We start from the raw sequence: 25,199 nt of genomic DNA on the forward strand, positions 1-25,199 counted from the left end.
CGAGGTCAGAAAGCGGGGCAGAGCCGGGCGCCCTTCAGCGCCGCGGCGGGAAGGGTCAGATCGGCTTGGGCGGCGCGGTCGGCGGACGATCCGCCGAGGGTGAAGCCGATTCGGCCGGTCGTCGGTCGCCAGCAGCTGCCGGCGACGTCATAGTCGGACACCGATCTCGGATCGACGGCGATGCTGACCGTGCGGCCCTGGCGGGGAGCCAGATCGACCTTGGCAAAGCCGGCGAGGCGGCGGGGTGCCTCCCAGCCCGGCGCGGCGGCATAGAGCTGGGCTACCGCCTTGCCGGCGACGCGGCCGATGTTCGCAACCTTGAACCTCGCCTCGATCGTGCCGTTCTTCGCGGTCAGGGTCAAATCGCTGTAGCGGAAGTCGGTGTAGGACAGGCCGTGGCCGAAGGCGAAGGCCGGGGTTAGCCCCTTCGCATCGAACCATTTATAGCCGACCGTCGCGCCTTCGGTATACCGGAACTCGCCCTTTACCGGTGGCTGCGGATGGGGCAGCTGGTCGAGGGTGGCCGGGAAGGTCATCGGCAGGTGGCCCGACGGATTGACCCGCCCGGTAAGCACGTCGGCGATCGCCTCCCCGCCCTCCGTCCCCGGATACCAGGCGGTCAGGATGCCGGCGACGCGCGGTGCCCATGGCGTCAGCACCGGCCCGCCATTTTCCAGCACGACGACGGTGCGACGATTGGCGCCGGCCACCGCATCGATCAACGCGTCCTGATTATCCGCCAGCGTCAACGACACATCGAACGCCTCCCCCGCCCATTGGGTCGCGAACACAATGGCGAGGTCGGCTTGTGCGGCAGCAGCGGCCGCTGCCGCGCGATCGGTGCCGTCGACGAAATCGATCGTCGCGCCGGGCAGGCGACGGCGCAGCGCTTCCAGCGGAGAGGACGGATAATACATGACCGGCCCCGGCCAGAAGGCGGGTTGCAGCCCCGGAACGGCATTGCCGCCCTTGGGATAGACCAGCGACGATCCGCCGCCCGCCAGCACGCCCTTGTCGGCATGGCCGCCAATCACGAGGATCCGCTTCGCGCTCGCCGCCAGCGGCAGGACGTTGCCACTGTTCTTCAGCAGCACGATCGCCTCGGCCGCATCGGCGCGGCTGACCGCACCGTTGCGCGCCAGCATGTCGGCGGGCAGGTCGAATGGCGCGGCGGTTACCGGATGGTCGAACAGGCCGTGGCGCAGCATTGCATAGAGGATGCGCCCGACCATCGCGTCGATCCGCGCGGGCGGCACCCGCCCCTCGGCAATGGCGCGGCGCATATCCTCGCCGAAGAACGGTTTCACGTCGAAGGGATAGCCCGATTGCTGGTCCAGCCCCGCCGCCGATGCCGCCTCGGTCGAATGGGTCGCGCCCCAGTCGGACATGACGAAACCCTTGAAGCCCCAGTCGCTTCGCAGCACCTTGGTCAGCAGCCACGGATTCTCGCACGAAAACGGGCCGTTAACACGGTTATAGGCGCACATCACCGCGCCCGGATCGCCGCGTTCCAGTGCGATTTCGAAGGCGAGCAGGTCGGACAGGTGCGCTGCCTTCGGGTCGATCACCGCATTGCCCGCGTTGCGATCGGTCTCCTGATCGTTCAGCGCGAAATGCTTCATCGTCGAGATGACGTGCTGCGACTGGATGCCCGCGATCTGCGCGCCCGCCATGGTGCCCGCAAGCAGCGGGTCTTCCCCCGCATATTCGAAATTGCGCCCGTTGCGCGGCTCGCGCGTCAGGTTGACGCTGCCGCCGAGCAGGACGTTGAAGCCCGAGGCATAGGCTTCCGCCCCGATCATCGCCCCGCCGCGCCTGGCGAGGTCCGGGTTCCACGTCGCGGCGGTGGCGAGGCCGGAGGGGAGCGCGGTCCGCTCACGCTTGCGCTTGGCCCCGCCCTGGCTGGCGACACCGATCCCGGCATCCGCCTGCCACTGCGCCGGAATGCCGAGCCGGGGGATGCCGGGAACATATCCCGCCGACCCTTCGCGCGCGCCGGCGGGGGCGGTGAACTGCTTGGGCGGAAAGTCGGTGGCAAACTGGCCAAAGATCAACGTCATCTTCTCCTCAGCCGTCATCACCCCCAACAACGCAGCAACGCGCGCCTCGGTCGGCTGGCGCTCGTCCATCCACGGGCCGGTCGCGACAGGAGCCGTCTGGGCAGCCGCAGGCATCGGCATCGACGCGGCGAGCGCGATACCCGCAACAATGGGCAGCAGGGGTTTCAAGCGATCTTCTCCCTCACTCTTTTGTTCTGGTTCGTGTCGGTCGTACGGCGGCAGGCGAAACTGTCGGCTCGTGCCGGGTCGCCGCCGATCTCGACGGCCCGCGCTGGATAGGGGCAGAGCGGGCGGGTGGTGTTCGCCGCCGGATCGGTTCGGCGGGCGATCAGCCGGTCGGGCGCGCGTCCCTGTTCGACCCATGCCTCGATCGCCTGCTGCGGATCGAAGCGCGTGAAGCCCGGACCACCACCGCAATGGCCCATGCCCGGGGCAAGGAACAGGCGATACCAATCGGCGGTCGGCATGCGAGCGGCGACGGCAGCATGATATTCAACGGAATCGAGCGGCGACACCACCGGATCGGCCAGGCCGTGATAATGGAGCAGCTTGCCTCCGGACGCGCGGAAGCGGGTTAGGTTCGGGTCGACCGCATCGATGACCGGCGACAGCGTGCGAACCGCGCGATCGAGGTCGCGGCCGAAATCGAACCGCCACCACGACCATGCCGGATCGGCAAAGGCCCAGACGCGCCAGAAACTGGTCCGCGCCGGCTGCGGTCGCCCACCGTCTGACAGATAGGCCGCCCAGCCCGCTTCGCTGCCCGGCAGCCACGGGTTGGTGACCCGCACGCCGCTGCGCGGGGCGACTGCGCCGCGATACATCTGGCGGGCGGCCGTGACCTGTTCGGCGGACAGGCACGGTTCGGCCCGGCCGGGTACGCACGCAAGGACGCCTGGATCGAAGCGGCAGGCGGCGGGATCGTTCAGCCAGTTGTTGCCGGCAAGGCCGCCCGCGGCGGAGCCGTTCTCGACCCGGCAGGTCGCCAGCGCGCCTTGTTGCAGCAACGCCAGTTCGCGCTGGCCGAGGATCGCACGGGAGTCGTCGCCTGTGGGATGGTTGGCGCGATATTGCCACAGGAATGCAGCATTCAGCCGGACCCGCGCCGCGCCCGGCGCGCCCGCGACGATCCCGTCGAAATCACCTGGAAAGCGCTGCGCCTCCATCAGCGCTTGATGCCCGCCGGTCGAACAGCCGTTGAAATAACGGTAGCGCGGCGCCCGGCCGTAATAGCGCGTGGAGACGCGACGGGCGGCAGCCGCGCTCAGATGCACCGCGCGCCAGCCCCAGTCGACGATCGCCTGCGGTCGTCCCAGCGCGAAATCAGGATCGTCGCCGTCATGGCCGGTATCGGTCGCGACCACCGCCGCGCCCCGCGCCAGTTGCTCGGTCATTGCAACCAGCGGCAGCCGAGACGAATAGCCGCCATTGCCGAGCATCACCATGCGTCCGCTCCACGCAGCGCGTGGGGGCAACCACAGCTGATACCCGATCCGCGACCCGGCAACCGGCCGCAGCACGCCACTCACCCGGCAGACGCCACCCACCTCGGTCACCGTCGTCGCCCGTCCCGCCAGCGCGGCACAGGATCGGGCGGTCGCATCGACCGATCCGACCAGCACTGCCGCGATCGCCGTGGCGATACCGGCAAGGCGGGCGGGGTCAGCGCAGGACATCGCTGGCCTCCGCTTCGGCGATAGTGCGGGCGGCATCCTCGGGCAGCAGCCACCCGTCGCGCACCTGCCGCTGTGCAGCGGCGCGGACCTGTGCGACGAAGCCTGCATGGTCGCGATAGCGTGCCGCCAGCGACGGACGCGGATCGCCGCGCTGCCGCCGCTCCGCCTCGGTTCGGGCGAAGGGCACGAAGCCGCCGATAAAGCCGCACGACCCGCCACGGCCATAGCCGGCGGTGCGGACGTTCCACCCGGTATAGGTACCGATAGGCACCGCTAGCGCGACCAGCGGGACACCGCCGACCTCGTTCCCGTCGCGGTCGACGCGCGGCACGCGGGCCGGCAGGATGCGGCGGATGCGCGGTGGCTGGCGCGACGCCACGCCGCTTTCGTCGACATAGCGGAACCGGGGCCCCACGTCGTAATCGGGCATGAGGTTTAGCGCGGTCTGCGGCAACGGCACGCCCGGTATCGCCGGCCATCCCATCGCCGCTGCACCGGGCCGCACCAGCGTGCCGTCGGCGATCGTCGGATAGCGGCTGTCGGGCGGCGTGCGATCGTCGCGGACCCATTCGACCAGCCGGGCGAGCAGTGCCCGGCGGACATCGGCAGTCCGCACCGGGTTCAGCGGCAGCGCACAGGGCGGATAACCCGGCGGGGTCGCTTCACCGGCCAGCGGAAAGCCGCCGCGCTGCGACCCGCCATGGGTGACCGATCCGAAATAATAGCGCCGCACATCGGCCGGCAGCGGCAGGTCGCGGCGGGCATCGGTGCCGACCAGCCCCGGCGACAGGCGCAAGCCCCAGATTTCCGCCGAGCCAATCGTCTCGATGACCTTGGGACAGGTGTTGCTCGCGCGGCACCGGTCGAGCAGGCTGGAGGTACCGCGTCCGCGCGTGCGGTCATGGTAGCGGCGCCACCACAGCGCGCCCTCGCTGCCCAGTTCGAACAGGTCGGCGCCGCCGCCCGGCACGGCGAAGCGGATGTTGAGTGGCACCTGCCGCGCAGCGATATCGGGATTGGCGCCGTCGAATACCCGCCGACCGGCTTCATCGGCATTGAAGCCCAGATGCAGGAAGCTCTTGACGAAATTGCCCGACTGCGACGTGCCGGTAACGATCGGCCAGCGGACGAGATCGGCGACCGGATTGGCGTTGCCATGATCGTCATACGATCCGTGCCGCAGGAACGCGACCAGATCGCGCACCGCCGCAAAACCGATGCCCAGCACCTGCGGATCGCGCCCGGTATAGACCAGCGTATAGGCCCGGTCCGTGACAAAACCGCCCCGTACGCAGAGCTGTCGCGGGTCCGGCGTCCCCGGGAACGGGCGCGTGCGACAATCTGCGAAGGCCCAGTCGCCCGCCGCGACCGGGACCAGCGGCGCCGTGTCGGATGTCTGCGTCCACAACCGCGCTGTGCGGGTGTCGAGCGATACCGGCAGCGGACGCGCGACCGGGCGGACGATGCCGCCGACGATCGGCACACTACCGCTGCCGGTCGCGACGCCGACGAAGCGTTGCAGGACCGGCCCGGTCAGTCCGGCGGCGATGGGTACCGTCGCGGTCTGTACCCCCGGCTGCGGCGCGATATCGCCCTGCCAGCCGCTGACGACCCGGATGTGGCCGGCAGGGTCCGGCTCGATCCGGGCGTTGCCGCGATTGGGGACGTCGTAGAACAGCACGCCGCTGGTCTGCGCCGGATCGTTCGGCCGTACGATCGCGAAGGTCGCGCCATAGGCGACCGTCCCGCGCGGGGTACGCGGGGCCGCCGACAGGTCGGTGATGATGCGGTTGTGGGGATCGCGAGGGTCGAGTTCGCCCTCATAGCGGCCGCGCAGCATCGTGAAGCCGTCGCCCGCCGGTTCGCTACGTTCGACCACGATCCGCGTCACCCGCGCCTCGGCCACGGTCGGCAAGGCGATCAGTGTCAGCGTCGGCCAGCCTGCGCCCCTCATACGCCGTCCCCGATCTCTAGGGCGAGGAGATGCGCGCCCAGCGTCTTGCCATGGGCGTCCAGTGCCAGCGAACGGGTGACGCCGCCGCTCAGCGCCCCCTCCAGCACGAAATTGAGCGCGCCCAGCTGCGGCAATTCGTAACGGCGGATCGCTCCGGCGGCCACGCCCAGCACCGCACCGACCCGCGCCGTATCGAGCGCCCGCGCGATCCGCGGATAGTCCGCCGCACGATAGGCGATGACCGAGATTTGCGAGATGTCGCCTTTGTCGCCGGTGCGGACATGGGCCAGATCATGCAGCCGCATCGCCGACCTCCACGATGTGCACGCGGGGCGCGGTCGCGTCGCGCGGGATCAGGCAGGAGGCGATGGCGACCACCCGGCGGATGCCGCGGCTGACCCCGCCGCCGCCGAACGGCCCGTTGGTATAGAGCGCCTCGACCTCCGCGCCGATCGCCTGCGCGCCCGTTGCACTCCGACTGCGCCCGACGATCCGCGCGCGCACCTCGCCGCCGCCGTCGCCGCGGTTGTCCGCCGCCCGCGTCACCGCGTCCAGCCCGATGACGTCGCAGCGAATTTCGCGAACGTCCGCGCCGGTCAGCGCCAGCCGTTCGCGCACGATGCCGAGTGCCAGCCGCGCGCGGGCGACCGCGCCCGGCCCGGCATAGGAAATCTGCCCCTCGCCGATAAAGCCGTCGTCGTAACCGATCGATACCTTCAGCGAAGCCGGTTGTGTCCGCCCCGCCCCGCCCGATACCGCGACCCGGTCGTGCGCGACCTGTTCAAAGCGCACCTGGCTGAAATCGGCGGTGACGTCGGCCTGGAGATAGGCGGCCGGGTCGAGGATTTCGTAGAGCAATTGTTCGGTGCAGGTCGCGACCGACAACAGCCCGCCGGACCCCGCGACCTTGCCGAGCAGCGCATCGCCGTTCGCATCGACATCGGCGAAGGGAAAGCCCAGCCGGGCGAGATCGGGCACGTCCTTGCGCCCCGGATCGGCGAAATAGCCGCCGGTCAACTGCCCGGCGCATTCGAGCAGGTGCCCGACCAGCGTACCGCGCCCGATCCGACCCCAGTCGTCGGAGGACCAGCCGAAGCGGTGGATCATCGGCGCGAGGAACAGCGACGGATCGCCGACCCGCCCGGTGATGACGATATCGGCCCCGGCATCGAGCGCGGCGACGATGCCGTCCGCCCCCAGATACGCGTTGGCCGACACCATCCGGTCGCGCAGCGCGGCGACCGTCCCCACCCCGTCGATCAGCGACAGGTCGCTGTCCGCCAGCACGCTCAAAACGTCGTCGCCGGTGACCGCACCGATCCGCAGGCCGGGCAGGCCCAGTTCGCGCGCGACGCGGGCGACGGCATGGGCGGCGGCGATCGGGTTCGCCGCGCCGCCATTGGTGATGATCCGCACCCCGCGCGCAGCGGCGGCGGGCAGGACGCGCCGCATCCGTTCGACCAGCATCGGGTCGAACCCAGCCCCCGGATCGGCCTGCAACCGTTCCTGCGCAAGGGCGATGGTGCGTTCGGCGAGGCATTCGAAGACGAGAAAGTCGAGCTCGCCCCGTTCGACCAGTTCGATGGCGGGTTCGATCCGGTCGCCGGCAAAGCCCGACCCGGCTCCGATCCGGACGAAACCCCGTTGGTACCGCGTCGCAGTCATAGCGGGATCACCCCGATCAGCAGGGCGGCGGCGGTCATCACCAGGCTGGCGGCGAACAACCACGGGATCGCGAACCGCTGGTGTGCGCCAAGCTCGATCCCGCTCAACCCCGCCACCAGGAACGTTGCCGGCGTCAGCGGGCTGATCGGAAAGCCGGTCGTCATCTGCCCCAGCAGCGCGGCGCGGCCGATCTCCTCGGGCCGGATGCCGAAGCCGGCACCCATTTCCGCGATCACCGGCAGCACGCCGAAATAGAAGGAGTCGGGATCGAAGACGAGGCTGAGCGGCATCGCCACCACGGCAAGGATCGCGGCGAGATGCCCGCCGACCGATGCCGGCAAATGCCCCGCCCCGGCCGCCGCCATCGCGCCGATCATGCCCGATCCGGTCATCACGCCGGTGAACACCCCGGCCGCCAGCAGGATGCTCGCCATCAGCAGGGCGGCATGGGCGTGCGCGTCGATCCGCTCGCGCTGCGCCCTGGCACCGGGATAATTGACCAGCAGCGCCAGCGCGGTGCCGATCATGAAGACCACGACCGGTTCGACCAGTCCCGACACCATCGTGCCGACCACCGCCAACGTCAGGACGATGTTGACCGCGAAGCGCCAGCCGTGGACCGGTGCGGCCACCGGCTGGGCCGGCGCAAGTCCGGCGTCGCCGGCAGCGAACGTCGTCGATCCGGCCAGCCGCACCCGCTCGCGCCGCCCCAGCCACCATGATGCCGCCCCGACGAACATCAGCCCAACCAGCTGCACCCCGATCATCGGCGTGAACAGTAACGACGTCGATACGCCGAGCGACGCGGAGGCGCGCAGCGTCGGCCCGGTCCATGGCAGGAAGTTGACGCCCGCCGCCATTGATGCGGTGCACGCCAGCACCCGCCGGTCCATCCCGATCCGGTCATACACCGGCCGGAGCGCCGGGATGGTCACGAGGAAGCACACCGCCCCCGACCCGTCGAGATGGATCAGCAGCGCCAGCAGCGCGGTGCCCAGCGCGATCCGTTCAGGGCTGTCCCCGACCAGTCGCACGACCAGGGCGACCAATGGTGCCAGCAGGCCGGCATCGGTCATCACCCCAAAGAACAGGATGGCGAAGATGAACATCCCCGCCACCGGCGCGATCTTGCCCAGTCCGGACAGGATGAACGCCGGCACCTGATCGCTCATCCCGACCAGCAACGCTGCCCCGACCGGGATCAGGATCAGCGCGACCAGCGGCGATACGCGATTGGACAGGATCGCCGCGAGCAACGCCGCGATCGCCGCCAATCCGGTTAGTGCCAACATCCCCCCGACCCCGTTTCTGGTTTGAACTGGTCGCATCGCATCGTGGAACCGAATGCGATGCGACCGCAAGCGATTAGAAATTCAGCGTAACCTGCATCGTCGCCGTCCGTCCGAACGGGTTCGAATAGGCGCCGTTGAACGCGCCGTTCGATGTGATCGCGATCGGCGGATCGCGATCGAACAGGTTGAGGATGGTGATCGACGTCCGGAGCCCGCTGAACGGGGTGCCGGCATCCTTCAGGTCGGCGGCATAGCCGAGCGTCAGGTCGACCGTCGTCCACGCATCGACCTTTTGCGGCGGGATCGACTGGCCGATCGGGCCCAGCGCCAGATCGTTCAGATAGGAACCGATATAGTTGACGAAGGCGTTGGCGCTGACCCCGCGATAGAGCAGCCCGAGCGAACCCCGTCCGCGCCATTCGGTCGGCGAGTTGTAGAAGCCCAGCCGGTCGACGAACGGCGCGCCGGCAACGACCTGCTCCTCGTTGCTGATCGTCCAGCTGACCGCGGCCGATGCATTTACGGTCAGCGCATCGAACTTGTGCAGATAGTTGATCGACGCATCCAGCCCGTCCTGCCGGGTCGCGGCCAGATTGGCGTTGCGCCCGTCGATCAGCACGTTGACCGCACACGGATTGGGCAGCGTACCATAGAGCAGCGTCCGGCTGAGATAGGTGCGCAGCACCGGATCGAAGGTCGCCGGATCGGTGTTCACGCAGCCGCTGGGGTTCGCGATCGGCAAGATGAACTGGCTGTAGCCGTTATAACCGGGATAGGCTCCCGCCTGGAACGCCGCGATCGAATTGGGCTGCTGGATGCGGCCGGTATAGCGGATATTGTAATAGGTCGCCTCGGCAGTGAAGTCGCCGAGCTTCAGATTGCCGCCGACCGACCAGTTGGTTGCCTTTTCCGGCTGCAATTCCGGGTTCGATCCGACGACCACACCGATGTTGGTGAAGCCCGGCCCTGCCCCGTTTACGACCCGCGGATCGTTGTTCGAGAAGGCGAAGCCGCCGACCGCCGAATAGGAGAACAGGTTGACGTCCGGCAGAGACGGCGCGCGGAACGACGTGCCCCACGATCCGCGCAGGCTGAGAATGTCGTTGACCACCCATGTCCCGCCGATCTTGGGATTGGAGGTCGAACCGACGTCCGAATAATCGTCGTACCGGATCGCGGCGTCGATCGTCAGGCTCTTGATGAGCGGGATGCCCATCTCCTCGCCGATCAGCGGGACATAGAGTTCGCCGAACGCCGACCAGATGGTGCGCGACAGGCGGCTGTTGTCGGCGGTGGTGTCGAGCAGGAACTCGTTGGTGGCGCTGCGGTTCGCGCCGTTGATGTTGAAGTTGTATTGCTTGTTACGCTCACCGCCGAACGCCGCGCGCACGCTGCCGGCCGGAATCGCGAACAACGGTCCGTCGAACTTGACGAGGGCATTGTCCAGCCCGTTGCCGCTGCGCTGGACATTGTCGCCGGCGATCGTGGCCAACTGCGCAGGCGTCAGCGCCAGCGTGCTCAGCGGATTGATCGTTCCCAGATTGATCTGATATTGCAGTGCGTTGGGATTGATGTTGGTCCCGCTCTGGCAATAATTGCACGCCTCGTCGCGGCCATAGGTGTAGTAACCCTCCGCCCGCCAACTCCATGGCAGCTTCACCCGCGCCCCGGCAGTGATCGAATAGGTTTCGGATCGGTTGTCGAAGTTGCTCGAACCGATATCCTTCAGCGCACTATACTGCACGTTCAGCGGTGCGTTCGCCGCCACGCCGGGGATGCCAGCGATATAATAGGGATTGCGCGTTGCCGTCACCGCGCCGCTGGCGTCGAGCAGGAACGGTGACAACGTCACATTCTGCACCGCCGATGCCGGCGACCGGGAAAAGGTGTGCCGGTTCGAATAGGTCCCCTGCACGAACGCCTCGATCGAGGGGCCGAATTCCTGGTTGGCGAACAGCGACACCTGATGCCGGTCGAGCCGCCCGGTATAGTCGTTATAATAGGCATTGTCGGTCAGGTTCGGCTGATTGACCAGCAGGTCACCCGGCGTCAGCCCGACATTCGCCCCCTGCAGCAGCCCGTAATAGGTGTAGAAACCGGCCCTGGGCAGCACCGGGTTCTGTGACCCGTCGGCATTTTGGACATAGATATTGGCCGGCCCCGCCAGCGTGGCGGTGGTGCCGTTCAGTCGGTTGTCCGGCCCACCGAATGGTCGCAGATCATTGAACAGGAAGCGGTTCTTGGCGCGCAGGAACGGATCGCGGTGCGTATATTCGTAGCTGACCAGCACATTGCCCGCGCCAAGGCCGCCAAGGCCGCTCCACGTCGTGCCGGCGGTGATCGACGGCTGGATTTGGAACCCGCCCGACTGGTTGGTGACGCGGTTCGATGCCTCGATGCCGTTGAAATCCTTGCGCAGCACGAAATTGACCACGCCCGCCACCGCGTCCGAACCATAGATGGCGGAGGCGCCGTCGGCGATCACCTCGATCCGGGCGACAGCGGCGATCGGCACCTGATTGGCTTCGGTGAAATTGGACGCAGCACCGGTGCCGACCACGCGGTGGCCGTCGACCAATGTCAGCGTCGCCTGCGCACCCAGCCCGCGCAGATTGATCGCGGAACCCTGTTGCGAGTTGTACGAGCCCTGCGTCCCGCCTTCGCGGAAATCGCCGAGGTTGCGGACCTGCGGCAGCGTGTTGACCGCATCGGCGACCGAGGCGACGCCGCTGGCGATGATCGTCTCGCGCGTCAGCGTAACCGCCTCGCTGCCGACCGCCTTCACGCCCGAGATATTGGTGCCGGTGACGACGATATCCGCCCCCTCGCCGGTCTTGGCATCGTTCGACAGCGCGCCCTGCTGATCGACATCGTCGCCCGCATCGCCGGCAACGCCGGTCGGGGCGTTGGCCGATCTCGCGACGCTCGCACCAGCCGCAGGGTCCTGTGCGCTGGTCGTTTGTGCGGCGTCTATCTCGGGCGCGGGCAAGCCAGCCGAGCCATCCTGTCCGACGATGGCCGATGTGCCGGCAATGGCAGGCGATGTGAGACCGAGCGCCAATGCGGTCAGGCTGGTGCGCGTGAAACGAGTCTTACGACCTTGCATGGAAACCTCCCCTGTGAGGACGGCCGACTGGACATCGGCTCTTGTCGGGCGATCCAGCTGTTGGCGCCGGTTTCGTCCGCTCGACGCGTTATCAATCGTTCGGTATGATTATAAAAATAGAATGTTGGCATCGATCAATCCGAAAAGCTGATCGATGGAGGAAAGGACCGGATGAGCCGCACCCCCAATCTGGCAACGCTGCGTCTGTTCATGGCGGTGGCCCGCACCAGCAGTTTCAGCGAGGCCGCCCGGTCGGCGAACCTGTCGCAACCCGCGCTCAGCCGGACGATCCGCTTGATGGAGGAGGACATGGGTGTCCGCCTGTTCGACCGCAGTTCACGCCATGTCGAGCTGACGAGCGCCGGCGCGATGCTGCTGCCGACGGTCGAGCGGCTGATCGCCGATTTCGACCATGCGTTCGCTACGCTGTCCAAGGACCTGACGGGCATGCGCGGGCGGATCGTGATCGGTGCGCTGCCGTCCTTCGCCGCCGCCTCCCTGCCGCACGTCATCCGCAGCTACGTTGCAGGCAGTCCCTCGGTCGAAATCGTGATCCGCGACGATATTGCCGGGACGCTTTACCGGCAGCTTCGCGATGGCCAGATCGATCTGGCGTTCGTTACCGAAATCAACGAACCCGATTACCTGTTCGAACCGCTGTTCGCCGATCGCTGCGTCCTCGCATTCCAATCGGGATCGCCATTCGACATTATGGGCGAAGCACCGTGGTCGACGCTGGCGGAGGCACCCTTTTTAGCGATGGCGACCAGCAGCAGTGTTCGCGCCATGTCTGATGCCGCTCTGCTGCGCGCCGGGATTACGGTTCGTCCTCTGTACGAAGTTTCGCAATTGGTGACGATGGGTGGCCTGCTTGCCGCCGGGCTGGGCGTGACCGTGTTGCCGCATTCCACGATCACGATGCTTGCGAACCCCGCGGTTGCCTGGCGCCCGCTGGAGAAGCCGGTCATCGAGCGCAAGATCGGCATCGCGTATCTGAGGCACCGCTCGCTATCCCCGGCCGCCGCCGCCTTTCTGTCGCATTGCAGGCTGCTCCACCGCGACGGGCATCTCATTTCAGGCGAACGTTAGAGTAAGGAACGGCTGGGCCGCGAGCTAGCGAGAGACAAGGCCGAGCGCGACAGCCTAAAAAAGTGGCGGCCTACTTGGTCAGGTTGGTTGTTGGCTGCACGGCGTAGCGTTGTGGCCCCCGGAAATACTGCCTGTTGTTTGGCTTAGCAAAACACAGTACCGATGAAGAGCAGGCCGCCGATGGCCAGTAGCACGAGCGCCAGTGCCATTGTTCTTTTTGCAGCTTTTACCGGACCAGCACGCTTCCGCCGTTGGGGGAGAGGGTCTGCCCGGTCATCCATCCCGCGCGGTCGGATAACAGCCATTCGACGCAAGACGCGATATCGTCGGTTTTGCCTACGCGCTTGACCAGCGTCTGCGCAGCTGGTGTCGTCGCGTCAGAGCAGGCCGACCGGCGCGACAGTCCGTCCGCTGTCCACCGTCAGCTCGGCGCCGGTAATGAAGCTCGCTTGGTCGGACAGCGGGAAGGCGCCGGCCTTTGCCCTCCCCTGCCTCGCCGATTCGTCCAAGCGGTACTTTCTTGCGCAGCGCCCGCGCGCCAATTTTGCCGACCACCTCACGGATCATCGCTGTATCGATAGGCCCCGGCACGACCAGATTGACGCGAATGGCATCGAAGGCGCGTTCGGCCGCGGCGGTTCACCGCGAAGGCGTCTGCCACTGGACGACGAGTCGGGCGATCTTGCGCAGCACCGCTTCCTGATCCGCCAATTCCGATCCCGGCGCGGCGTAATAGACGCTGAGCAGAAGGGGGGCCGCAGCAGGGCGCCGGGCGAAGGCGAAGTCGTTGCAGATGCCGTCACCCGTGCCGCTTCGGTCGCCCGAGACCCAGTTAGCCGGGAAACCGGCACGCAACCGCGTACGACCGAGGACGTTCCCGGCCATCCATCCTTCCCACTGTCGCTGTGCAAAGCTCGGGAGGATCGTGCCGAGCATGATCTGCCGAACCGCCTTGGTCACCGCGCGCGGTGACGTGCTATCCGCTGGCAGGGGGTGCCCGGTCAAATCCCCCTCGTAATGGTCGATGCGGGAGACGGTGTCGCCGATGCTGCGCAGAAAAGCGGTGAGCCGGGCCGGGCCGCCGGCACGGCGCATGAGCAGATTGGCCGCGGTGTTATCGCTGCGGTACATGATCGCTTCGCACAACTCGCCGACGCTCATCGTCCCACGCGCGACATTGGCCTGCGTCACCGGTGATGCGGGTATCAGGTCCGATGGCTGATAGCGAACCGGGGCATCCAGACTGCCCCGTCCCTTTGCCACGTCCAACAGTATCATCGCCGACAGCAGCCCCTTGAAGCTGCTCATCAATTTGAAGCGCTCGTCGGCCCGGTATGCGAGCGAGCGTCCGGTCTGCGTATCCAGGGCAAAGATGCCCAGTCGCCCACCATGCAACTGTTCCACATTCGCAAACGACGTTGCGGGGTCGTGGGATTGGGCATGCCCCTGACCGGCTAGCGTCAATGACGCGCCGCCAACGATGAACACCCGGCGATTGACCGTCATACGCGCGTTAACCTCCACGACTCTCACCGCCGCCTTCTGCCCGAGGTGACGCCGCGACGCTACCGCACCCCCGTATCCACGGCTTTTCTGGCTGCGCGTGCACTCGGAGAAGCACTGTTCCACTGCGTCTTTTCCAGCGCAGCCAGCACGCTGCGTCTCTCCCCGATATCGATCAGGCCAATAACGAGGCGGCCGGCGCTGCTGGTGCCGGATCGACCGACACCGGATCGGCTGAATCCAGCCAGTCCCTGACGACGCCGAGCAGCGCCTCTTCGAAAACCCGCACGGCTGCGGTGGGTCGGCTTTCCCCACGAACCTGATACAATGGAACGGCTGGAAGCATGGGAAGCCCTATATCGGAAGCGTCCCGTGCCATGAGGTTTACCGGGAGGCCAATTCTGGTCCGCACCGTGATCCCGCGGCCGGCAGCGGTCGCCGCCCACACGCTGGAAAGGCTAGGCCTCGCAGGCAAAACCCTGACGTCATTGGCGTCTTGTAGCTCGCTCGCGCGGTGCTGCCGGGCATGGTGGCCCGATTTAGCCGGGAAGCACAAAAGGGAAGGTATGAGGTTCAGCGTAGCCCTGCCGCGCGACATAATGCGTCAACTCAGTCAGCAGGCGTGATCGTTCGTCCGGCGCAAGGAAGGCAGCCTCGATCCCATTGCGGACAAGACCAATCAGATCCTTAACCGACAGGTCGAGAGCCTCGCGGCACGCCAGCAAATTCTCCGTCACATAGCCGCCGAAATATGGCGGATCGTCGGAGTTGACCGTCACATGCAGGCCCGTCGCCATCATCGCCTTGAGCGGATGCTGCTTCAGGTCCGTCACGACCTTCAGCCGCAGATTGGAAAGCGGACAGACGGTTAGCGGAATACGCCGATCGGCCAGATCGGCAACCAGATCGGGATCGTCGAGGCAGGCATTACCGTGATCGATGCGATCCACCGCCAGCACTTCCATCGCCTCGCGGACATAGGCGGCTGGCCCTTCCTCCCCAGCGTGTACGCACGTGCGGAAGCCGCGTTCCCGAGCAATCCGGTAGAACTGGGCGAAACGCGATGGCGGATTGCCGCGTTCCGCCCCGCCCATGCCGACGCCGACTACCTGGTCCCGCCACGGCATGATCTGGTCTAGGATAGCAATGGCGTCGGCCTCGCTGCGGTGACGGTGGACGCTGATGAGCAGGCCCGCGCTGATACCTGCCTGTGCATCCGTGATCGCATCCAGCACACCGTTCATCAAAGCCTTGATCGGCACGCCTCGTTCGGTGAAGCTCTGGGGGCCGATAAACATTTCGGCATGGACCACGCCATCGGCATGGGCGCGATTGAGGTACGCCCGCGTCACGTCATGGAAATCGGCCTGCGTGACCAGCACGCGACATCCCTCGAAATACAGGTCGAGGAAGGACTGCAAGTTCTCGAACCGGTAGGCCGCACGAAGCGCATCGGCTGTCTCCCAGCGAAGCGGGATGCCGTTCCGCTGAGCGAGCGTCATCATCAGCTCAGGCTCGATGCTGCCTTCCAGGTGCATGTGCAGATCGGTCTTGGGTAGACCGCGCACGAACGTCTCGATATCCATCGGCGAGGTATAGCAAGTCGATGCGGGATCGATAATGGCACAGGTCATTTTCGAATGCAGGTCGATAGAACAGGAAAATTGCCCGTTTCCCCGTTTCTCCATCCCATTGGGGAAATGGGCTGCCGGGGCAGCGTGCCGCTGTGGTAGTCCCGCCGCATGACGATCTTTCCCAAGCCCGTTCTGGAGTACCGGCATGAAGTGTTTGCCGGCGACGGCAGCTCGACATGGACGGTAAGCGAGAAGCTGAACCCAAAACGTCCGGCGATGATGCTGGAGGGGATGGACGGATCGGTGCGAACCGTATTGCGCCCCGAGCTGGTCGACCGGATTGGTCCCCATGCGGCAAGTGCCACGTCGATCGCCGGCATTCAGGACCAATTGGCACGCGGCGGCGTTAGCCTGCACGATCCGGATTATCTGTTCTACCTTCCCGCCGGCACCTGCATCGCACCGGATCGATCGGTAGCCGCGCGTCGCCTCACGATCGAGGATCGCACTGCATTCGAGGCGTTCCAAGCCGATGCATCGGAGCAGGACCGCGACGATGCGTTCGTGGAGATCGATCACTGGGCGGTGTTCGGTTGCTTTGACGGCGATCGATTGGTCAGCGTCGCCAGCGCATGCCTTTGGGACGGCGCTCCGGTCGCGGACCTGGGCGTGCTGACGCTTCCCGACGTTCGGGGAAGAGGGTTCGCACGCGCGGTCGTCCCGGCGATCAGCGATTTCTCGCGGCGACAGGGATATGAGCCGCAGTATCGTTGCCAGCTCGATAACCTCGCATCCGTCGCCCTCGCCAAATCGTGCGGCTTTGCGCTGTTCGGCAAGTGGATCGTGGCATCCGACGTGCCCGATCCCATTACGGCTTCAAGGTCGCGCATTCGTAATTCTCGATCTCGCCTGCTGTTCCTTTGGTGGAACGATGGGTGAGGAGATAAGGAGGCACCCATGGGCGATCCGACTTCTTGCGCTCACCTGTAACCTGTTGGCATTGAGAGTAGCGTAACGACATGAGCGATCAAAAACACGGTGTCGCGGTCCAAAGCCGTCGCATTCCCTTTCCAGCATCCATCAGTCCCGAGGCGCGCGACAGCCTCGAACGGCAGGTGAACGACGACGGCGTGCCGCTGAACGCGCTTTATGCGATGCCGCTTCCCGACGATTATGCCGGGTGGATGAAGGTGAAGGCCGCGGCGGACGGGCACTATGCGGCGGCGGTCAAGGCACTCGCTGGCACGTTGCGGGCAACCGTACAGACGATCCTGACCGATACCGCCACGATCCACATCGCGACGCCCGAAACCACGCAGCAACCGGGTTGCGCCTATCTCGATTTCCATGGCGGTGCGCTGGTGGTGGGCGGCGGTGAGGCTTGCCGGGCACAGGCCCGGATGCAGGCCGACCAGCATGGAGTGGTTTGCCACGGCGTCGATTACCGAATGCCGCCCGAGCATCCCTATCCGGCTGCGCTGGATGATGCATTGGCGGCCTATCGCTATGTGCTGGAACGCCATTCGCCGTCACGCATCATCGTGGGCGGACGATCGGCGGGCGGTAATATCGCGGCGGCAATGCTGCTACGCGGTCGGGACGAAGGGCTGCCCATGCCCGCCGGGATGATCCTCCTGTCGCCAGAGGTGGATTTGACCGAATCCGGTGACAGCTTCGAAGTGAACCAGATGGTCGATGTGGTGCTGCCTGGTTCGCTGATGCGGAACAACCAGCTATATGCCGGCAGCGCCGATCTGTCGCATCCGTACCTATCCCCGCTGTTCGGCGATCTCACCGGCTTTCCACCGACCTTCCTCCAGTCGGGGACGCGGGACCTTTTCCTGTCCAACGCGGTACGTATGCACCGCGCACTGCGCCTGGCGGACGTGAAGGCCGAACTGCACGTCTTCGAGGCGATGCCGCACGGCGGGTTTCAAGGAAACACACCCGAAGATCGAGAGCTGGCGAGCGAGGTGTCGCGGTTTGCCAAGGCTATTTGGTGTTGAGGCCTTTGGCGGCGGGGTCGGCTTTTGGGTTCAGTCGGCCGAGCCGTCATAGCGACGTCGTGCGGATTCGACCTCGGCGACGTGATCCTGCGTCCAGCTATCCAGCGCCTGGAACAGCGGGCCGAGCGTCCGGCCCAGTGGCGTAATCGCATATTCGACGGCGATCACCGCTTCGGTCGTCACCGTCCGGTGCAGCAACCCGTTCCGCTCCAGTCGCCGCAGCGTCTTGGTCAGCGAGGTCTGGGTGATGCCGTCCAGCGACCGGCGCAGCGCGTTGAACCGGAGCGGTCCCGGGCATAGCGCGCCAAGGATCAACGCAGTCCATTTGTCGGCGATCTGGTCAAGCAGCACGCGACTGGTGAAAGGCGACGATGACGTTTCGCTTGGCATAGGTTCACCCAAGGATACCTGGTCGCTTGATAGTGCCTGATTGATACCAGGTACGCAATCGCTACCTGTGTCGCATCAGGAGATGATGCATGACCTATTCCGATTTCGCGACGTTGCGGGTGACGCCATCCAGCGGCGTGGCGCACGTCGTAATCGACAACCCACCGCTCAACCTGCTCGACGCGCGGCTGATGACCGACCTCGATACGTTTGCCGCGCGCGTCAGGGATGAAGATGCGATCCGGGTGATCGTGTTCGCGAGCGCCGACCCGGATTTCTTCGTTCCCCATGGCGACATGGCGTTCGTCGATAACCCGTCGGCCTTTGCCGACCTCGCGATCGGCACGGACCAGGACGCTCGTCTGAACCCGATGCAGCGGCTGTTCGAACGGCTGCGCACGTTGCCGCAGGTCACCATCGGCAAGCTGGCAGGAAAGGCGCGCGGGGGTGGTGCGGAGTTGCTGCAGGCGCTCGACATGCGCTTCGCCAGTCTGGAGCGCGGTGCGATGGCGCAGATGGAGGCACCGACCGGGATCATTCCCGGTGCCGGCGGCACCGTCTATCTGCCGCGCCTGGTCGGGCGGGCACGCGCGCTCGAAATCATCCTCGGCGCCGACTTGATCGATGCCGCAACCGCCGAGCGTTACGGCTGGATCAACCGCGCGGTGCCTGACGTAGAACTCGATGCTTTCGTCGACCGGTTGGCGCAGGATATCGCGGCACTCCCCGATGGCGTGATCGCGGCAGCGAAGGCGGCGGTCGATGCGAACTTCGTCGATCCGCTCGACGCGCTGCTGGTCCAGAACACGCTGTTGAGTGAGACCTTTGCACGACCGGCTGCGGCCGAGTTGACGCGCCGGGCGCTGGCGAACGGCGCGCAGACACGCGACGGTGAACGCAACCTCGAAGCCATCCTGCACCCGCGCCGCTGACGGTCGGCCCGCCGCGTCAGGCGGTCGCTCCCTCATCCTGCTCATCGGCTTCGAGGTTCCCGATCAGCCGGTGCAGCAGGGTGACGAGGATATCAGTCTCCAGCGCGCTGAACCCGCGCAGCGCGCGCGCATTCTTGCCCAGCAGTACTTCGCGCCCGATCGCGGCGATGGCCTGCCCGCGTTCGGTCAGCGCGATAACCGCCGATCGGCGGTCGCTTTCGTGCGGCGTGCGGGCGATCAGGCCCATCGTTTCGAGCCGCCCGAGCAGCGCCACCATTGCCGGCTGCTTCACCGCCGACGCACACACCAGGTCGCGCTGCGCCATCGGCCCTTTCCACGACAGCAGCATGACCGGCCCGATCAGCGCCAGCGTCACCCCGTGCGGCCGCAACGCCGCATCGACCACGCGGTTGAAGACCGTCGCGGCATGATTGGCGAGATAGCCCGGCGCGGCGATCGCCTCGGGATGGATGTCGGTCCGGTCGGTCATGGCACACCGTAGGGCGGTGACGGCAGCGAGATCAATGCGTCAAGATGTAACATCATACGTGATATATTTGTTCAAGCTCCATTCCCGTTGGAGGTTGTTGGACATGAAAGACAGGGTTCTGGTCACCGGCGCGAGCGTCGCCGGGGTCACGGCGGCATGGTGGCTGGCACGACAGGGCATTGCGGTCGATCTGGTCGAGCGGGCGGCGTTGTTTCGGACAGACGGACAGAATGTCGATGTCCGCGGCGCGGGCCGTGCGGTGTTGCGGCGCATGGCACTGGAGCAGGCGGCGCTCGATCTCAGCACCGGCGAATATGGCACCGACCTCGTCAACAGCGACAACCAGCTGGTCGCACGCTTCGGCGTGGACGGGGACGGCGACCGGGGTCCTACCGCCGAACTGGAAATCCGCCGTGGCGACATCGCCCGGCTGATGTTCGACGATCTGGGCGACGGCGTGGACACGCGGTTCGGCGACCATGTCGCGGGCATCGTGCAGGACGATACCGGCGTCGATGTCACCTTCGCCAGCGGCCGCACCGGGCGCTATACGACGGTCATCGTCGCCGAGGGAGTTGGGTCGTCGTCGACGCGCGATATCGTTTTTCCTGGCGAGAACGATCCGCGCTGGATGGACATGACCGTCGCCTATTTCTCCGTCCCCCGCCGCGATCACGACGGCGACTATGCCCGGCTGTACAACACGACCGAGGGGCGCGGCGCGATCCTGAAGCCTGATCGGGAGGCGACGACGCTGGGCGTCTATATCGGCATGCAGGGCAAGGCCGACGGGACCGAACATTGGGATATCGATCGCCAGAAACGCCATGTCCGCGAACGCTTCGCCGATGTCGGATGGGAATTGCCGCGCCTGCTCGACGCGATGGAGGCGACCGACGATTTCTATTACGACGTGATGCGACAGGTGCGGATGGAGCGGTGGTCGAACGGCCGCGTTTTCCTGACCGGCGATGCGGCATGGTGCCCGACCGGCATGTCGGGGATCGGCACGACACTGGCGATTGTCGGCAGCTATGTTCTGGTGGGTGAATTGTGTCGGCATGCCGATCCGAGGGCAGCCGCACAAGGCTATGAGACGGTGATGCGACCTTATGTCGACGAGGGTCAGGGCCTGCCCAGGATTGTGCCCCGGCTGCTGTGGCCGCACAGCCGGTTGGGCGTCGGCGCGCTGCGCGCCGCCGCCCGTGTCGTCAGCGCCGCACCGCTGCAAAAGCTGGTGACGGGCAACTTCGCGCGCGATGCGGAGAAGGTCGACCTGCCCGAATATTCGCTCGCGACTGCGCGGGTCAGGTGACGAGCGCCGGTCCCGGTAGCGCCGGGACCGGCCCCCGCGATCAGGCGGCCTGATAGAGTTCGATCAACATGCCTTCATTGTCGCGGATGAAGACCCAGCGGTCGCCGCTGCCGTCTGGCACGTCGCTGACCGGATAGGCCTGCTCGACCCCGTTCGCCACCAGTTCGGCCAGCGTCGCGTCGATATCGTCGACCAGGATCGCGAAATGGTTGATCCCGCCGATCCGCAGGTTGCTCAGCGCCTCCTTGCGCTCCGGCGCGATCGGGGCGGCACCGTCGATCTGGAACAGTTCCAGCTTCACCGCGCCGCGCCCGATGAACGCGACCCGCGCACCGGGAAACCCGAAGGTCGACAGGACCGCAAATCCGAGATGGCGTTCATACCACGCGATCGTCGCATCGAGGTCCTGCACGATGACGCCGATATGGTGAAGTGATTGCAGGCGCGAGGACATGGCCGATATTCCTTTTGATGAGGGCCCGATCGCCCGCACATTAATATCACTATCGATATACTATTATGCAAGACGCTCGTGGCGAACCGTGCCGCACGTCACTTTGCCGGCCCGATTGGTGCGTCAGTCGCTGGGCGATGCGGCACGTGCGACGGTGCGCTCAGGCGGGTTGTGAGCCACCATGTAAAGGCGTCGAACCACCGGTCGCTCGGGGTCCGCTGTGGGCGAAGGTCGAAGCCATGCCCGCCGCGCTCATACAGGTGCAGTTCCGCCGCTGCCCCCGCCCTCCGCCATGCCTGGTAGAGCAGGACCGGATCGTTCGGCTGATATTCGTCGTCGGCCGCTCCCGCGATGAATGCAGGTGGAGCATCGGCAGGCACCGGCGTGCGCAGGCCGCCATAGATAAAGCCGACGAAATCCGGACGCGACGCCACCTCGCCGATCGCCAGATCGGCCGCGAGATAGGCCCCGGCCGAGAAGCCGAGGATACCGACACGGCGGGGATCGATCCCCCATTCGGACGCGCGCTGCCGGACGATTGCCATCGCGCGCGCGCCATCCTCGACCGCGTGCGGTTCGCCGGCGAAGCGCGGCATCTCGACCGGCATGCCGGTCTTCGCCCGCGACATGACGACGTCCATCTCCCTCATGTGGACGTCGGGCATCCGCATCGGCCCGTCGCCGCTCCGGATCGTCCGGTATTTCAGCACGAAGGCGGTAATGCCGCGCGCTGCCAGCGCCCGTGCCACCTCCGTCCCGCCAAAGGTATAGCCGAGCGCCACGAACCCGCCCCCCGGCGCAACGATCACTGCCGTGCCGTTGGTGCGACCGGGTGCAGGGCGATACAGCTCCAGCGTTGGTTCGCTCACGTCGTAGATCACCGTCTCGCCGTTCGGCAGTTGATCCCGCTGTTCGGGCACACCGAGCGAGGGCACGCTGCCTTTGGGGTAAAGCGGGATGACCGTCCCGTTGGTCGCCGGCATCTGCGCGCTTGCGATCGTCGCCAACGGCACGGCCGTTACCGCCAGGCTCGCCAGCGTGATGGAACGCCATACGGGGCGTACCACGGTCATATCCGCACCTTCAGCGTGACATAGGCCGATCGGGGCTGGTTGGGCGCGACGACCGGATAGCCGAGATAGAAATAGGGATCGAAGGCCCGGCGGTTCCCGAGGTTGACCACCGACGCGCCCAACGTGAACCGCCCGACGTCGTAGGATGCCTGCGCGTCGATCGCGGCATAGCCCGGTACCGCGATTGTATTCGGCAGCGTCAATCCGCGCGCGGTAAAGGCACTGATGCCGGCACCTACGCCCAAGCCCTTCGCCGGACCATGCAGCACCCGGTAGCGGGCCGCGACACGCCCGCTGCTCCTGGGCACGCGGATCAGCCGGTCGCCAGGTGCCACGCCGTCGTCGCGGGTGTCGGTGTAGGCGTAATTGGCGAGCAGCGAGAAGGCCGGCGTCGGCTCCCACACCATGTCCAACTCGACGCCGCGGGCGCGTTGCCGTCCGCTCTGGACGTAGAAGCCGACATTGGCGGGATCGGCGGTGACGACGTTGTCGTGGGTCTGGCGGAACACGGCGATGGTGCCGGACAGGCCGGTGCCGGCCAGCGCCAGCTTCACGCCGCCCTCGATGTTGCTCGACGTCTCCGGCACCGGCGACACCGTGCCGATGAAACCGAACGGCGCGCGGAACGCGGTCGCATAGCCCGCGAACAGCGCGACGCCCTTCCCCACGTCGAGGGTCGCGCCGATCCGGGGCGAGAGGTGCGTGTAGGTCTTGTCGTTGGCGACGCCGATGTTGCTGTTCTCGACGAACTTGAGCGAGGTCAGGCGCAAGCCCCCGGTCAGATGGAGCGGGCCATAGGTCGCCTGATCTTGGACATAGCCGGCGAACGTGGTGAAGCGATCGTCGGTGTAGGAATTGACCGGCAGCTGCGGGGTATACCGCAAATCATAGCTGGGATTGGACAGGTCGATCGTGCCCGAGGGGCTTTCGCTGACGAACAGCCCCATCGCGCTGTAGAAGCTGGTCCAGTCGTAATTGGCCCCGACGAGCAGCTTGTGCGTCCCGCCCAGCAGATCGACGTCACCGGACAGGTTCGCATCGACCGTCGCCTCTTTCGTGCGGTTGCGCATGGTGATCGGGAACACGTCGTAGAGCGGAGCGACGGTGCCCGTGGGGAAGAGACCCGGATAGACGAAGCTGCCCTGTTCATCGATCACGCTCGAATAATTGCGCCCGCTCACCGTCAGCTTTAGACGATCCGAGAAGGCGTGGCGCAGTGTCGCCTGCCCCATGCGGATATCGTTGGTCGTCAGCGGCTGATCGATCGGCGAGCCGGGAAAGGCATTGCGATCGATCGTACCGGCCAGCGCCGCATCGGCGGGCAGGCCGGAATATTCGAGATTGCGGCGACGGCCGAACTGCCCCTGGAGCAGCAGATCGGTTGCCGGATCGATCCGGACCGAAAGGCTGGGCTGCACGGACCAGCGGTTGCCATGCACCTTGTCGATCCAGCTATCGTTGCTTTGATACTCGCCGGTGATCCGCGCCGCGATCCCGTCCGCGAGCGGCACGTTGATGTCGCCGTGAGGGTTCCAGGTCAAAAAGCTCCCGGCACGCATCGCCAGATACCCGCCTAGCTTGTCGTTCGGCCGGACGCTTTCGAGGTTGATGACCCCGCCCAGCGGCGTGCCGATGCCGCCTCCGTAGAGCGTGGCGGTCGGGCCTTTCAGGACATCGATCCGCTCGATGCCGACGAGGCTGTTGGGATCATAGGCCTGCTGGTTGCCGGCAAAGACCGACAGCCCATCGAGATACACTTCCGCAGGGAAGCCACGGACGATCGGCGGAATGAACAGCACTTCGTCCGAACGCGTCGGGGTGACGCCCGAGACGTTCACCAGCGCGGCGCCCAGCGTGCGGCGATCCTGCTCCTCGATCAGCGTACGGGTCAGCACCTGGACCGACTGCGGCACCTGGATCAGCGGCGTGTCGGTGCGCGTGGCCGCGCTTGTCTCGGGAGCCGCATAGCCGTCACGGGTGCCCGTGACGATGATCTCGCCGGTCCAGCTTTGCGATGTAGCGACGTCGGTTGAAGGAGAGGTGTCCTGGGTCTGTGCGGCAGCCGGCATCGCCAGCAGCAGGCAGGGCGCAGCGGCACCCGCCAGAAGTTGTATTCGAGACATGAGAGATACCTTTGACCAGCCCGATGCCTGATGGCGCGGGCCGCAATGCATGGTCACGCCGGATGAAGCGGCGCGGAATGACGGGTCAGAGGTAGGCCGGTGGTCCCCGAAGCGGAGGGCGTAGATATGCCGGACGTGAGGGTGCCGGCGGGATGGTCGCGATTAGCCCGAGGGCCAGGATAAAGACGATCAGCGCAGCGAGCTGGACGGGATCGATCGCCCCCAGCATCGCGGCCGACAGCCCCGAGAAGGCGCAGGGCATCTCCGCCTTGCCATGATCCTTTGACTTGCCGTGATCGGGCATGTCGCCATGCATCCCCGGCATTTCCATCGTCATTGCACGCGGAGCGGTGCCGGAGCAGATGGTGATGGCAAAATGCCCGGACGCGTTGTTGATCATGTACCCGGTCGGCACCAGCAGCTTCAGCAGCAGCGTGGCCGCGCAGATCAGCACGGCCAGATGGCGTTGCGCCAAAAGGTGCCTGATCGCCTGCACG

Annotated in this window: 21 protein-coding genes and 1 pseudogene; 5 read left to right on the forward strand and 17 right to left on the reverse strand. The window is 66.2% G+C overall.

Annotated elements, in window-relative coordinates; all coding sequences use genetic code 11:
• Positions 1-5: 5 nt before the first annotated feature.
• From ASE58_RS10480 to ASE58_RS10510, 7 genes are all read right to left on the reverse strand, one after another.
• Positions 6-2,228, reverse strand: coding sequence for a glycoside hydrolase family 3 C-terminal domain-containing protein (locus tag ASE58_RS10480; RefSeq protein WP_327196338.1), 2,223 nt, complete (start codon positions 2,226-2,228; stop codon positions 6-8).
• The gene (locus ASE58_RS10485; RefSeq protein WP_055820749.1) at positions 2,225-3,736 is read right to left on the reverse strand and encodes a tannase/feruloyl esterase family alpha/beta hydrolase; all 1,512 of its coding nucleotides are present in this window, start codon (positions 3,734-3,736) and stop codon (positions 2,225-2,227) included. The genes ASE58_RS10480 and ASE58_RS10485 overlap by 4 nt, the downstream gene beginning before the upstream one ends.
• Positions 3,723-5,690, reverse strand: coding sequence for an alpha/beta hydrolase domain-containing protein (locus ASE58_RS18140; protein ID WP_055820752.1), 1,968 nt, complete (start codon positions 5,688-5,690; stop codon positions 3,723-3,725). Before ASE58_RS18140 ends, ASE58_RS10485 begins: the two co-directional genes overlap by 14 nt.
• Positions 5,687-5,995: an AtuA-related protein gene (locus tag ASE58_RS10495; RefSeq protein ID WP_055820755.1), complete on the reverse strand. Its 309-nt coding sequence runs from the start codon at positions 5,993-5,995 to the stop codon at positions 5,687-5,689. The genes ASE58_RS18140 and ASE58_RS10495 overlap by 4 nt, the downstream gene beginning before the upstream one ends.
• Positions 5,982-7,355, reverse strand: coding sequence for an acyclic terpene utilization AtuA family protein (locus ASE58_RS10500; RefSeq protein ID WP_055820758.1), 1,374 nt, complete (start codon positions 7,353-7,355; stop codon positions 5,982-5,984). Before ASE58_RS10500 ends, ASE58_RS10495 begins: the two co-directional genes overlap by 14 nt.
• A complete protein-coding gene (locus ASE58_RS10505) occupies positions 7,352-8,647 on the reverse strand; it encodes a CitMHS family transporter (protein WP_055820761.1) in 1,296 nt (431 codons plus the stop codon). Before ASE58_RS10505 ends, ASE58_RS10500 begins: the two co-directional genes overlap by 4 nt.
• A 73-nt stretch (positions 8,648-8,720) precedes the next feature.
• Positions 8,721-11,753 (reverse strand): TonB-dependent receptor plug domain-containing protein, encoded by a 3,033-nt coding sequence (locus ASE58_RS10510; protein ID WP_082467894.1) that lies wholly within the window; start codon positions 11,751-11,753, stop codon positions 8,721-8,723.
• 171 nt (positions 11,754-11,924) lie between these two features.
• Here ASE58_RS10510 and ASE58_RS10515 point away from each other — a divergent pair, with 171 nt between their 5' ends.
• Positions 11,925-12,842 carry a LysR family transcriptional regulator gene (locus ASE58_RS10515; protein ID WP_055820766.1) on the forward strand — a complete coding sequence of 306 codons (918 nt, stop codon included), beginning with the start codon at positions 11,925-11,927 and terminating at the stop codon, positions 12,840-12,842.
• 226 nt (positions 12,843-13,068) lie between these two features.
• Here the strand turns inward: ASE58_RS10515 and ASE58_RS18565 are convergent, their stop codons facing one another.
• The 4 genes and pseudogenes from ASE58_RS18565 to ASE58_RS10525 all read right to left on the reverse strand — a co-directional run bounded on the left by ASE58_RS18565 (position 13,069) and on the right by ASE58_RS10525 (position 15,931).
• On the reverse strand, positions 13,069-13,245 hold the full coding sequence (locus ASE58_RS18565; protein ID WP_082467950.1) for an SDR family oxidoreductase: 177 nt from the start codon (positions 13,243-13,245) through the stop codon (positions 13,069-13,071).
• Positions 13,179-13,466, reverse strand: a pseudogene (locus ASE58_RS18570) (hypothetical protein); the annotation flags it as partial. The pseudogene ASE58_RS18570 and the gene ASE58_RS18565, both read right to left, overlap by 67 nt.
• A gap of 15 nt (positions 13,467-13,481) precedes the next feature.
• On the reverse strand, positions 13,482-14,348 hold the full coding sequence (bla, locus tag ASE58_RS10520; RefSeq protein ID WP_055820769.1) for a class A beta-lactamase: 867 nt from the start codon (positions 14,346-14,348) through the stop codon (positions 13,482-13,484).
• A 536-nt stretch (positions 14,349-14,884) separates the two neighbouring features.
• A complete protein-coding gene (locus ASE58_RS10525) occupies positions 14,885-15,931 on the reverse strand; it encodes an adenosine deaminase (RefSeq protein WP_055821141.1) in 1,047 nt (348 codons plus the stop codon).
• Positions 15,932-16,087: 156 nt separating this feature from the next.
• Between ASE58_RS10525 and ASE58_RS10530 the strand changes: the two genes are divergently transcribed.
• Together ASE58_RS10530 and ASE58_RS10535 are read left to right on the forward strand one after the other, a co-directional pair.
• Complete coding sequence (locus ASE58_RS10530) at positions 16,088-16,858, forward strand: GNAT family N-acetyltransferase (protein WP_156347693.1); 771 nt, start codon at positions 16,088-16,090, stop codon at positions 16,856-16,858.
• A gap of 80 nt (positions 16,859-16,938) precedes the next feature.
• Positions 16,939-17,925: an alpha/beta hydrolase gene (locus ASE58_RS10535; protein ID WP_055820772.1), complete on the forward strand. Its 987-nt coding sequence runs from the start codon at positions 16,939-16,941 to the stop codon at positions 17,923-17,925.
• A gap of 30 nt (positions 17,926-17,955) precedes the next feature.
• Here the strand turns inward: ASE58_RS10535 and ASE58_RS10540 are convergent, their stop codons facing one another.
• On the reverse strand, positions 17,956-18,276 hold the full coding sequence (locus tag ASE58_RS10540) for a winged helix-turn-helix transcriptional regulator (RefSeq protein WP_235515911.1): 321 nt from the start codon (positions 18,274-18,276) through the stop codon (positions 17,956-17,958).
• A 128-nt stretch (positions 18,277-18,404) separates the two neighbouring features.
• On the opposite strand from ASE58_RS10540, the gene ASE58_RS10545 reads away from it, so the two are divergent.
• Positions 18,405-19,247, forward strand: coding sequence for an enoyl-CoA hydratase/isomerase family protein (locus tag ASE58_RS10545; RefSeq protein WP_055820778.1), 843 nt, complete (start codon positions 18,405-18,407; stop codon positions 19,245-19,247).
• A gap of 16 nt (positions 19,248-19,263) precedes the next feature.
• Here ASE58_RS10545 and ASE58_RS10550 read toward each other — a convergent pair whose 3' ends face one another.
• Complete coding sequence (locus ASE58_RS10550; RefSeq protein WP_055820780.1) at positions 19,264-19,737, reverse strand: MarR family winged helix-turn-helix transcriptional regulator; 474 nt, start codon at positions 19,735-19,737, stop codon at positions 19,264-19,266.
• A 103-nt stretch (positions 19,738-19,840) separates the two neighbouring features.
• Between ASE58_RS10550 and ASE58_RS10555 the strand changes: the two genes are divergently transcribed.
• Entirely contained in the window at positions 19,841-21,052 is a 1,212-nt protein-coding gene (locus ASE58_RS10555; RefSeq protein ID WP_055820783.1) for an FAD-dependent monooxygenase, read from the forward strand.
• A gap of 40 nt (positions 21,053-21,092) precedes the next feature.
• Here ASE58_RS10555 and ASE58_RS10560 read toward each other — a convergent pair whose 3' ends face one another.
• The 4 genes from ASE58_RS10560 to ASE58_RS10575 form a co-directional block, all read right to left on the reverse strand.
• Positions 21,093-21,506, reverse strand: coding sequence for a VOC family protein (locus tag ASE58_RS10560; protein WP_055820787.1), 414 nt, complete (start codon positions 21,504-21,506; stop codon positions 21,093-21,095).
• A 98-nt stretch (positions 21,507-21,604) separates the two neighbouring features.
• Positions 21,605-22,579 carry an alpha/beta hydrolase gene (locus tag ASE58_RS10565; protein ID WP_082467896.1) on the reverse strand — a complete coding sequence of 325 codons (975 nt, stop codon included), beginning with the start codon at positions 22,577-22,579 and terminating at the stop codon, positions 21,605-21,607.
• Positions 22,576-24,702, reverse strand: a complete 2,127-nt coding sequence (locus ASE58_RS10570; protein ID WP_055820790.1) for a TonB-dependent siderophore receptor — start codon at positions 24,700-24,702, stop codon at positions 22,576-22,578. Before ASE58_RS10570 ends, ASE58_RS10565 begins: the two co-directional genes overlap by 4 nt.
• Before the next feature lie 85 nt (positions 24,703-24,787).
• Positions 24,788-25,198 (reverse strand): DUF2946 family protein, encoded by a 411-nt coding sequence (locus ASE58_RS10575; protein WP_055820793.1) that lies wholly within the window; start codon positions 25,196-25,198, stop codon positions 24,788-24,790.
• Between the last annotated feature and the right edge of the window lies 1 nt (position 25,199).

This window comes from Sphingomonas sp. Leaf9, assembly GCF_001421355.1.
Lineage (GTDB): Bacteria > Pseudomonadota > Alphaproteobacteria > Sphingomonadales > Sphingomonadaceae > Sphingomonas.

Coding starts and splice junctions, on each gene's coding strand:
- ASE58_RS10485 (WP_055820749.1), bottom strand. CDS start 3,736: ATGTCCTGCGCTGACCCCGCCCGCCTTGCCGGTATCGCCACGGCGATC.
- ASE58_RS18140 (WP_055820752.1), bottom strand. CDS start 5,690: ATGAGGGGCGCAGGCTGGCCGACGCTGACACTGATCGCCTTGCCGACC.
- ASE58_RS10495 (WP_055820755.1), bottom strand. CDS start 5,995: ATGCGGCTGCATGATCTGGCCCATGTCCGCACCGGCGACAAAGGCGAC.
- ASE58_RS10500 (WP_055820758.1), bottom strand. CDS start 7,355: ATGACTGCGACGCGGTACCAACGGGGTTTCGTCCGGATCGGAGCCGGG.
- ASE58_RS10505 (WP_055820761.1), bottom strand. CDS start 8,647: ATGTTGGCACTAACCGGATTGGCGGCGATCGCGGCGTTGCTCGCGGCG.
- ASE58_RS10510 (WP_082467894.1), bottom strand. CDS start 11,753: ATGCAAGGTCGTAAGACTCGTTTCACGCGCACCAGCCTGACCGCATTG.
- ASE58_RS10515 (WP_055820766.1), top strand. CDS start 11,925: ATGAGCCGCACCCCCAATCTGGCAACGCTGCGTCTGTTCATGGCGGTG.
- bla (WP_055820769.1), bottom strand. CDS start 14,348: ATGACGGTCAATCGCCGGGTGTTCATCGTTGGCGGCGCGTCATTGACG.
- ASE58_RS10525 (WP_055821141.1), bottom strand. CDS start 15,931: ATGGATATCGAGACGTTCGTGCGCGGTCTACCCAAGACCGATCTGCAC.
- ASE58_RS10530 (WP_156347693.1), top strand. CDS start 16,088: ATGACGATCTTTCCCAAGCCCGTTCTGGAGTACCGGCATGAAGTGTTT.
- ASE58_RS10535 (WP_055820772.1), top strand. CDS start 16,939: ATGAGCGATCAAAAACACGGTGTCGCGGTCCAAAGCCGTCGCATTCCC.
- ASE58_RS10545 (WP_055820778.1), top strand. CDS start 18,405: ATGACCTATTCCGATTTCGCGACGTTGCGGGTGACGCCATCCAGCGGC.
- ASE58_RS10550 (WP_055820780.1), bottom strand. CDS start 19,737: ATGACCGACCGGACCGACATCCATCCCGAGGCGATCGCCGCGCCGGGC.
- ASE58_RS10555 (WP_055820783.1), top strand. CDS start 19,841: ATGAAAGACAGGGTTCTGGTCACCGGCGCGAGCGTCGCCGGGGTCACG.
- ASE58_RS10560 (WP_055820787.1), bottom strand. CDS start 21,506: ATGTCCTCGCGCCTGCAATCACTTCACCATATCGGCGTCATCGTGCAG.
- ASE58_RS10565 (WP_082467896.1), bottom strand. CDS start 22,579: ATGACCGTGGTACGCCCCGTATGGCGTTCCATCACGCTGGCGAGCCTG.
- ASE58_RS10570 (WP_055820790.1), bottom strand. CDS start 24,702: ATGTCTCGAATACAACTTCTGGCGGGTGCCGCTGCGCCCTGCCTGCTG.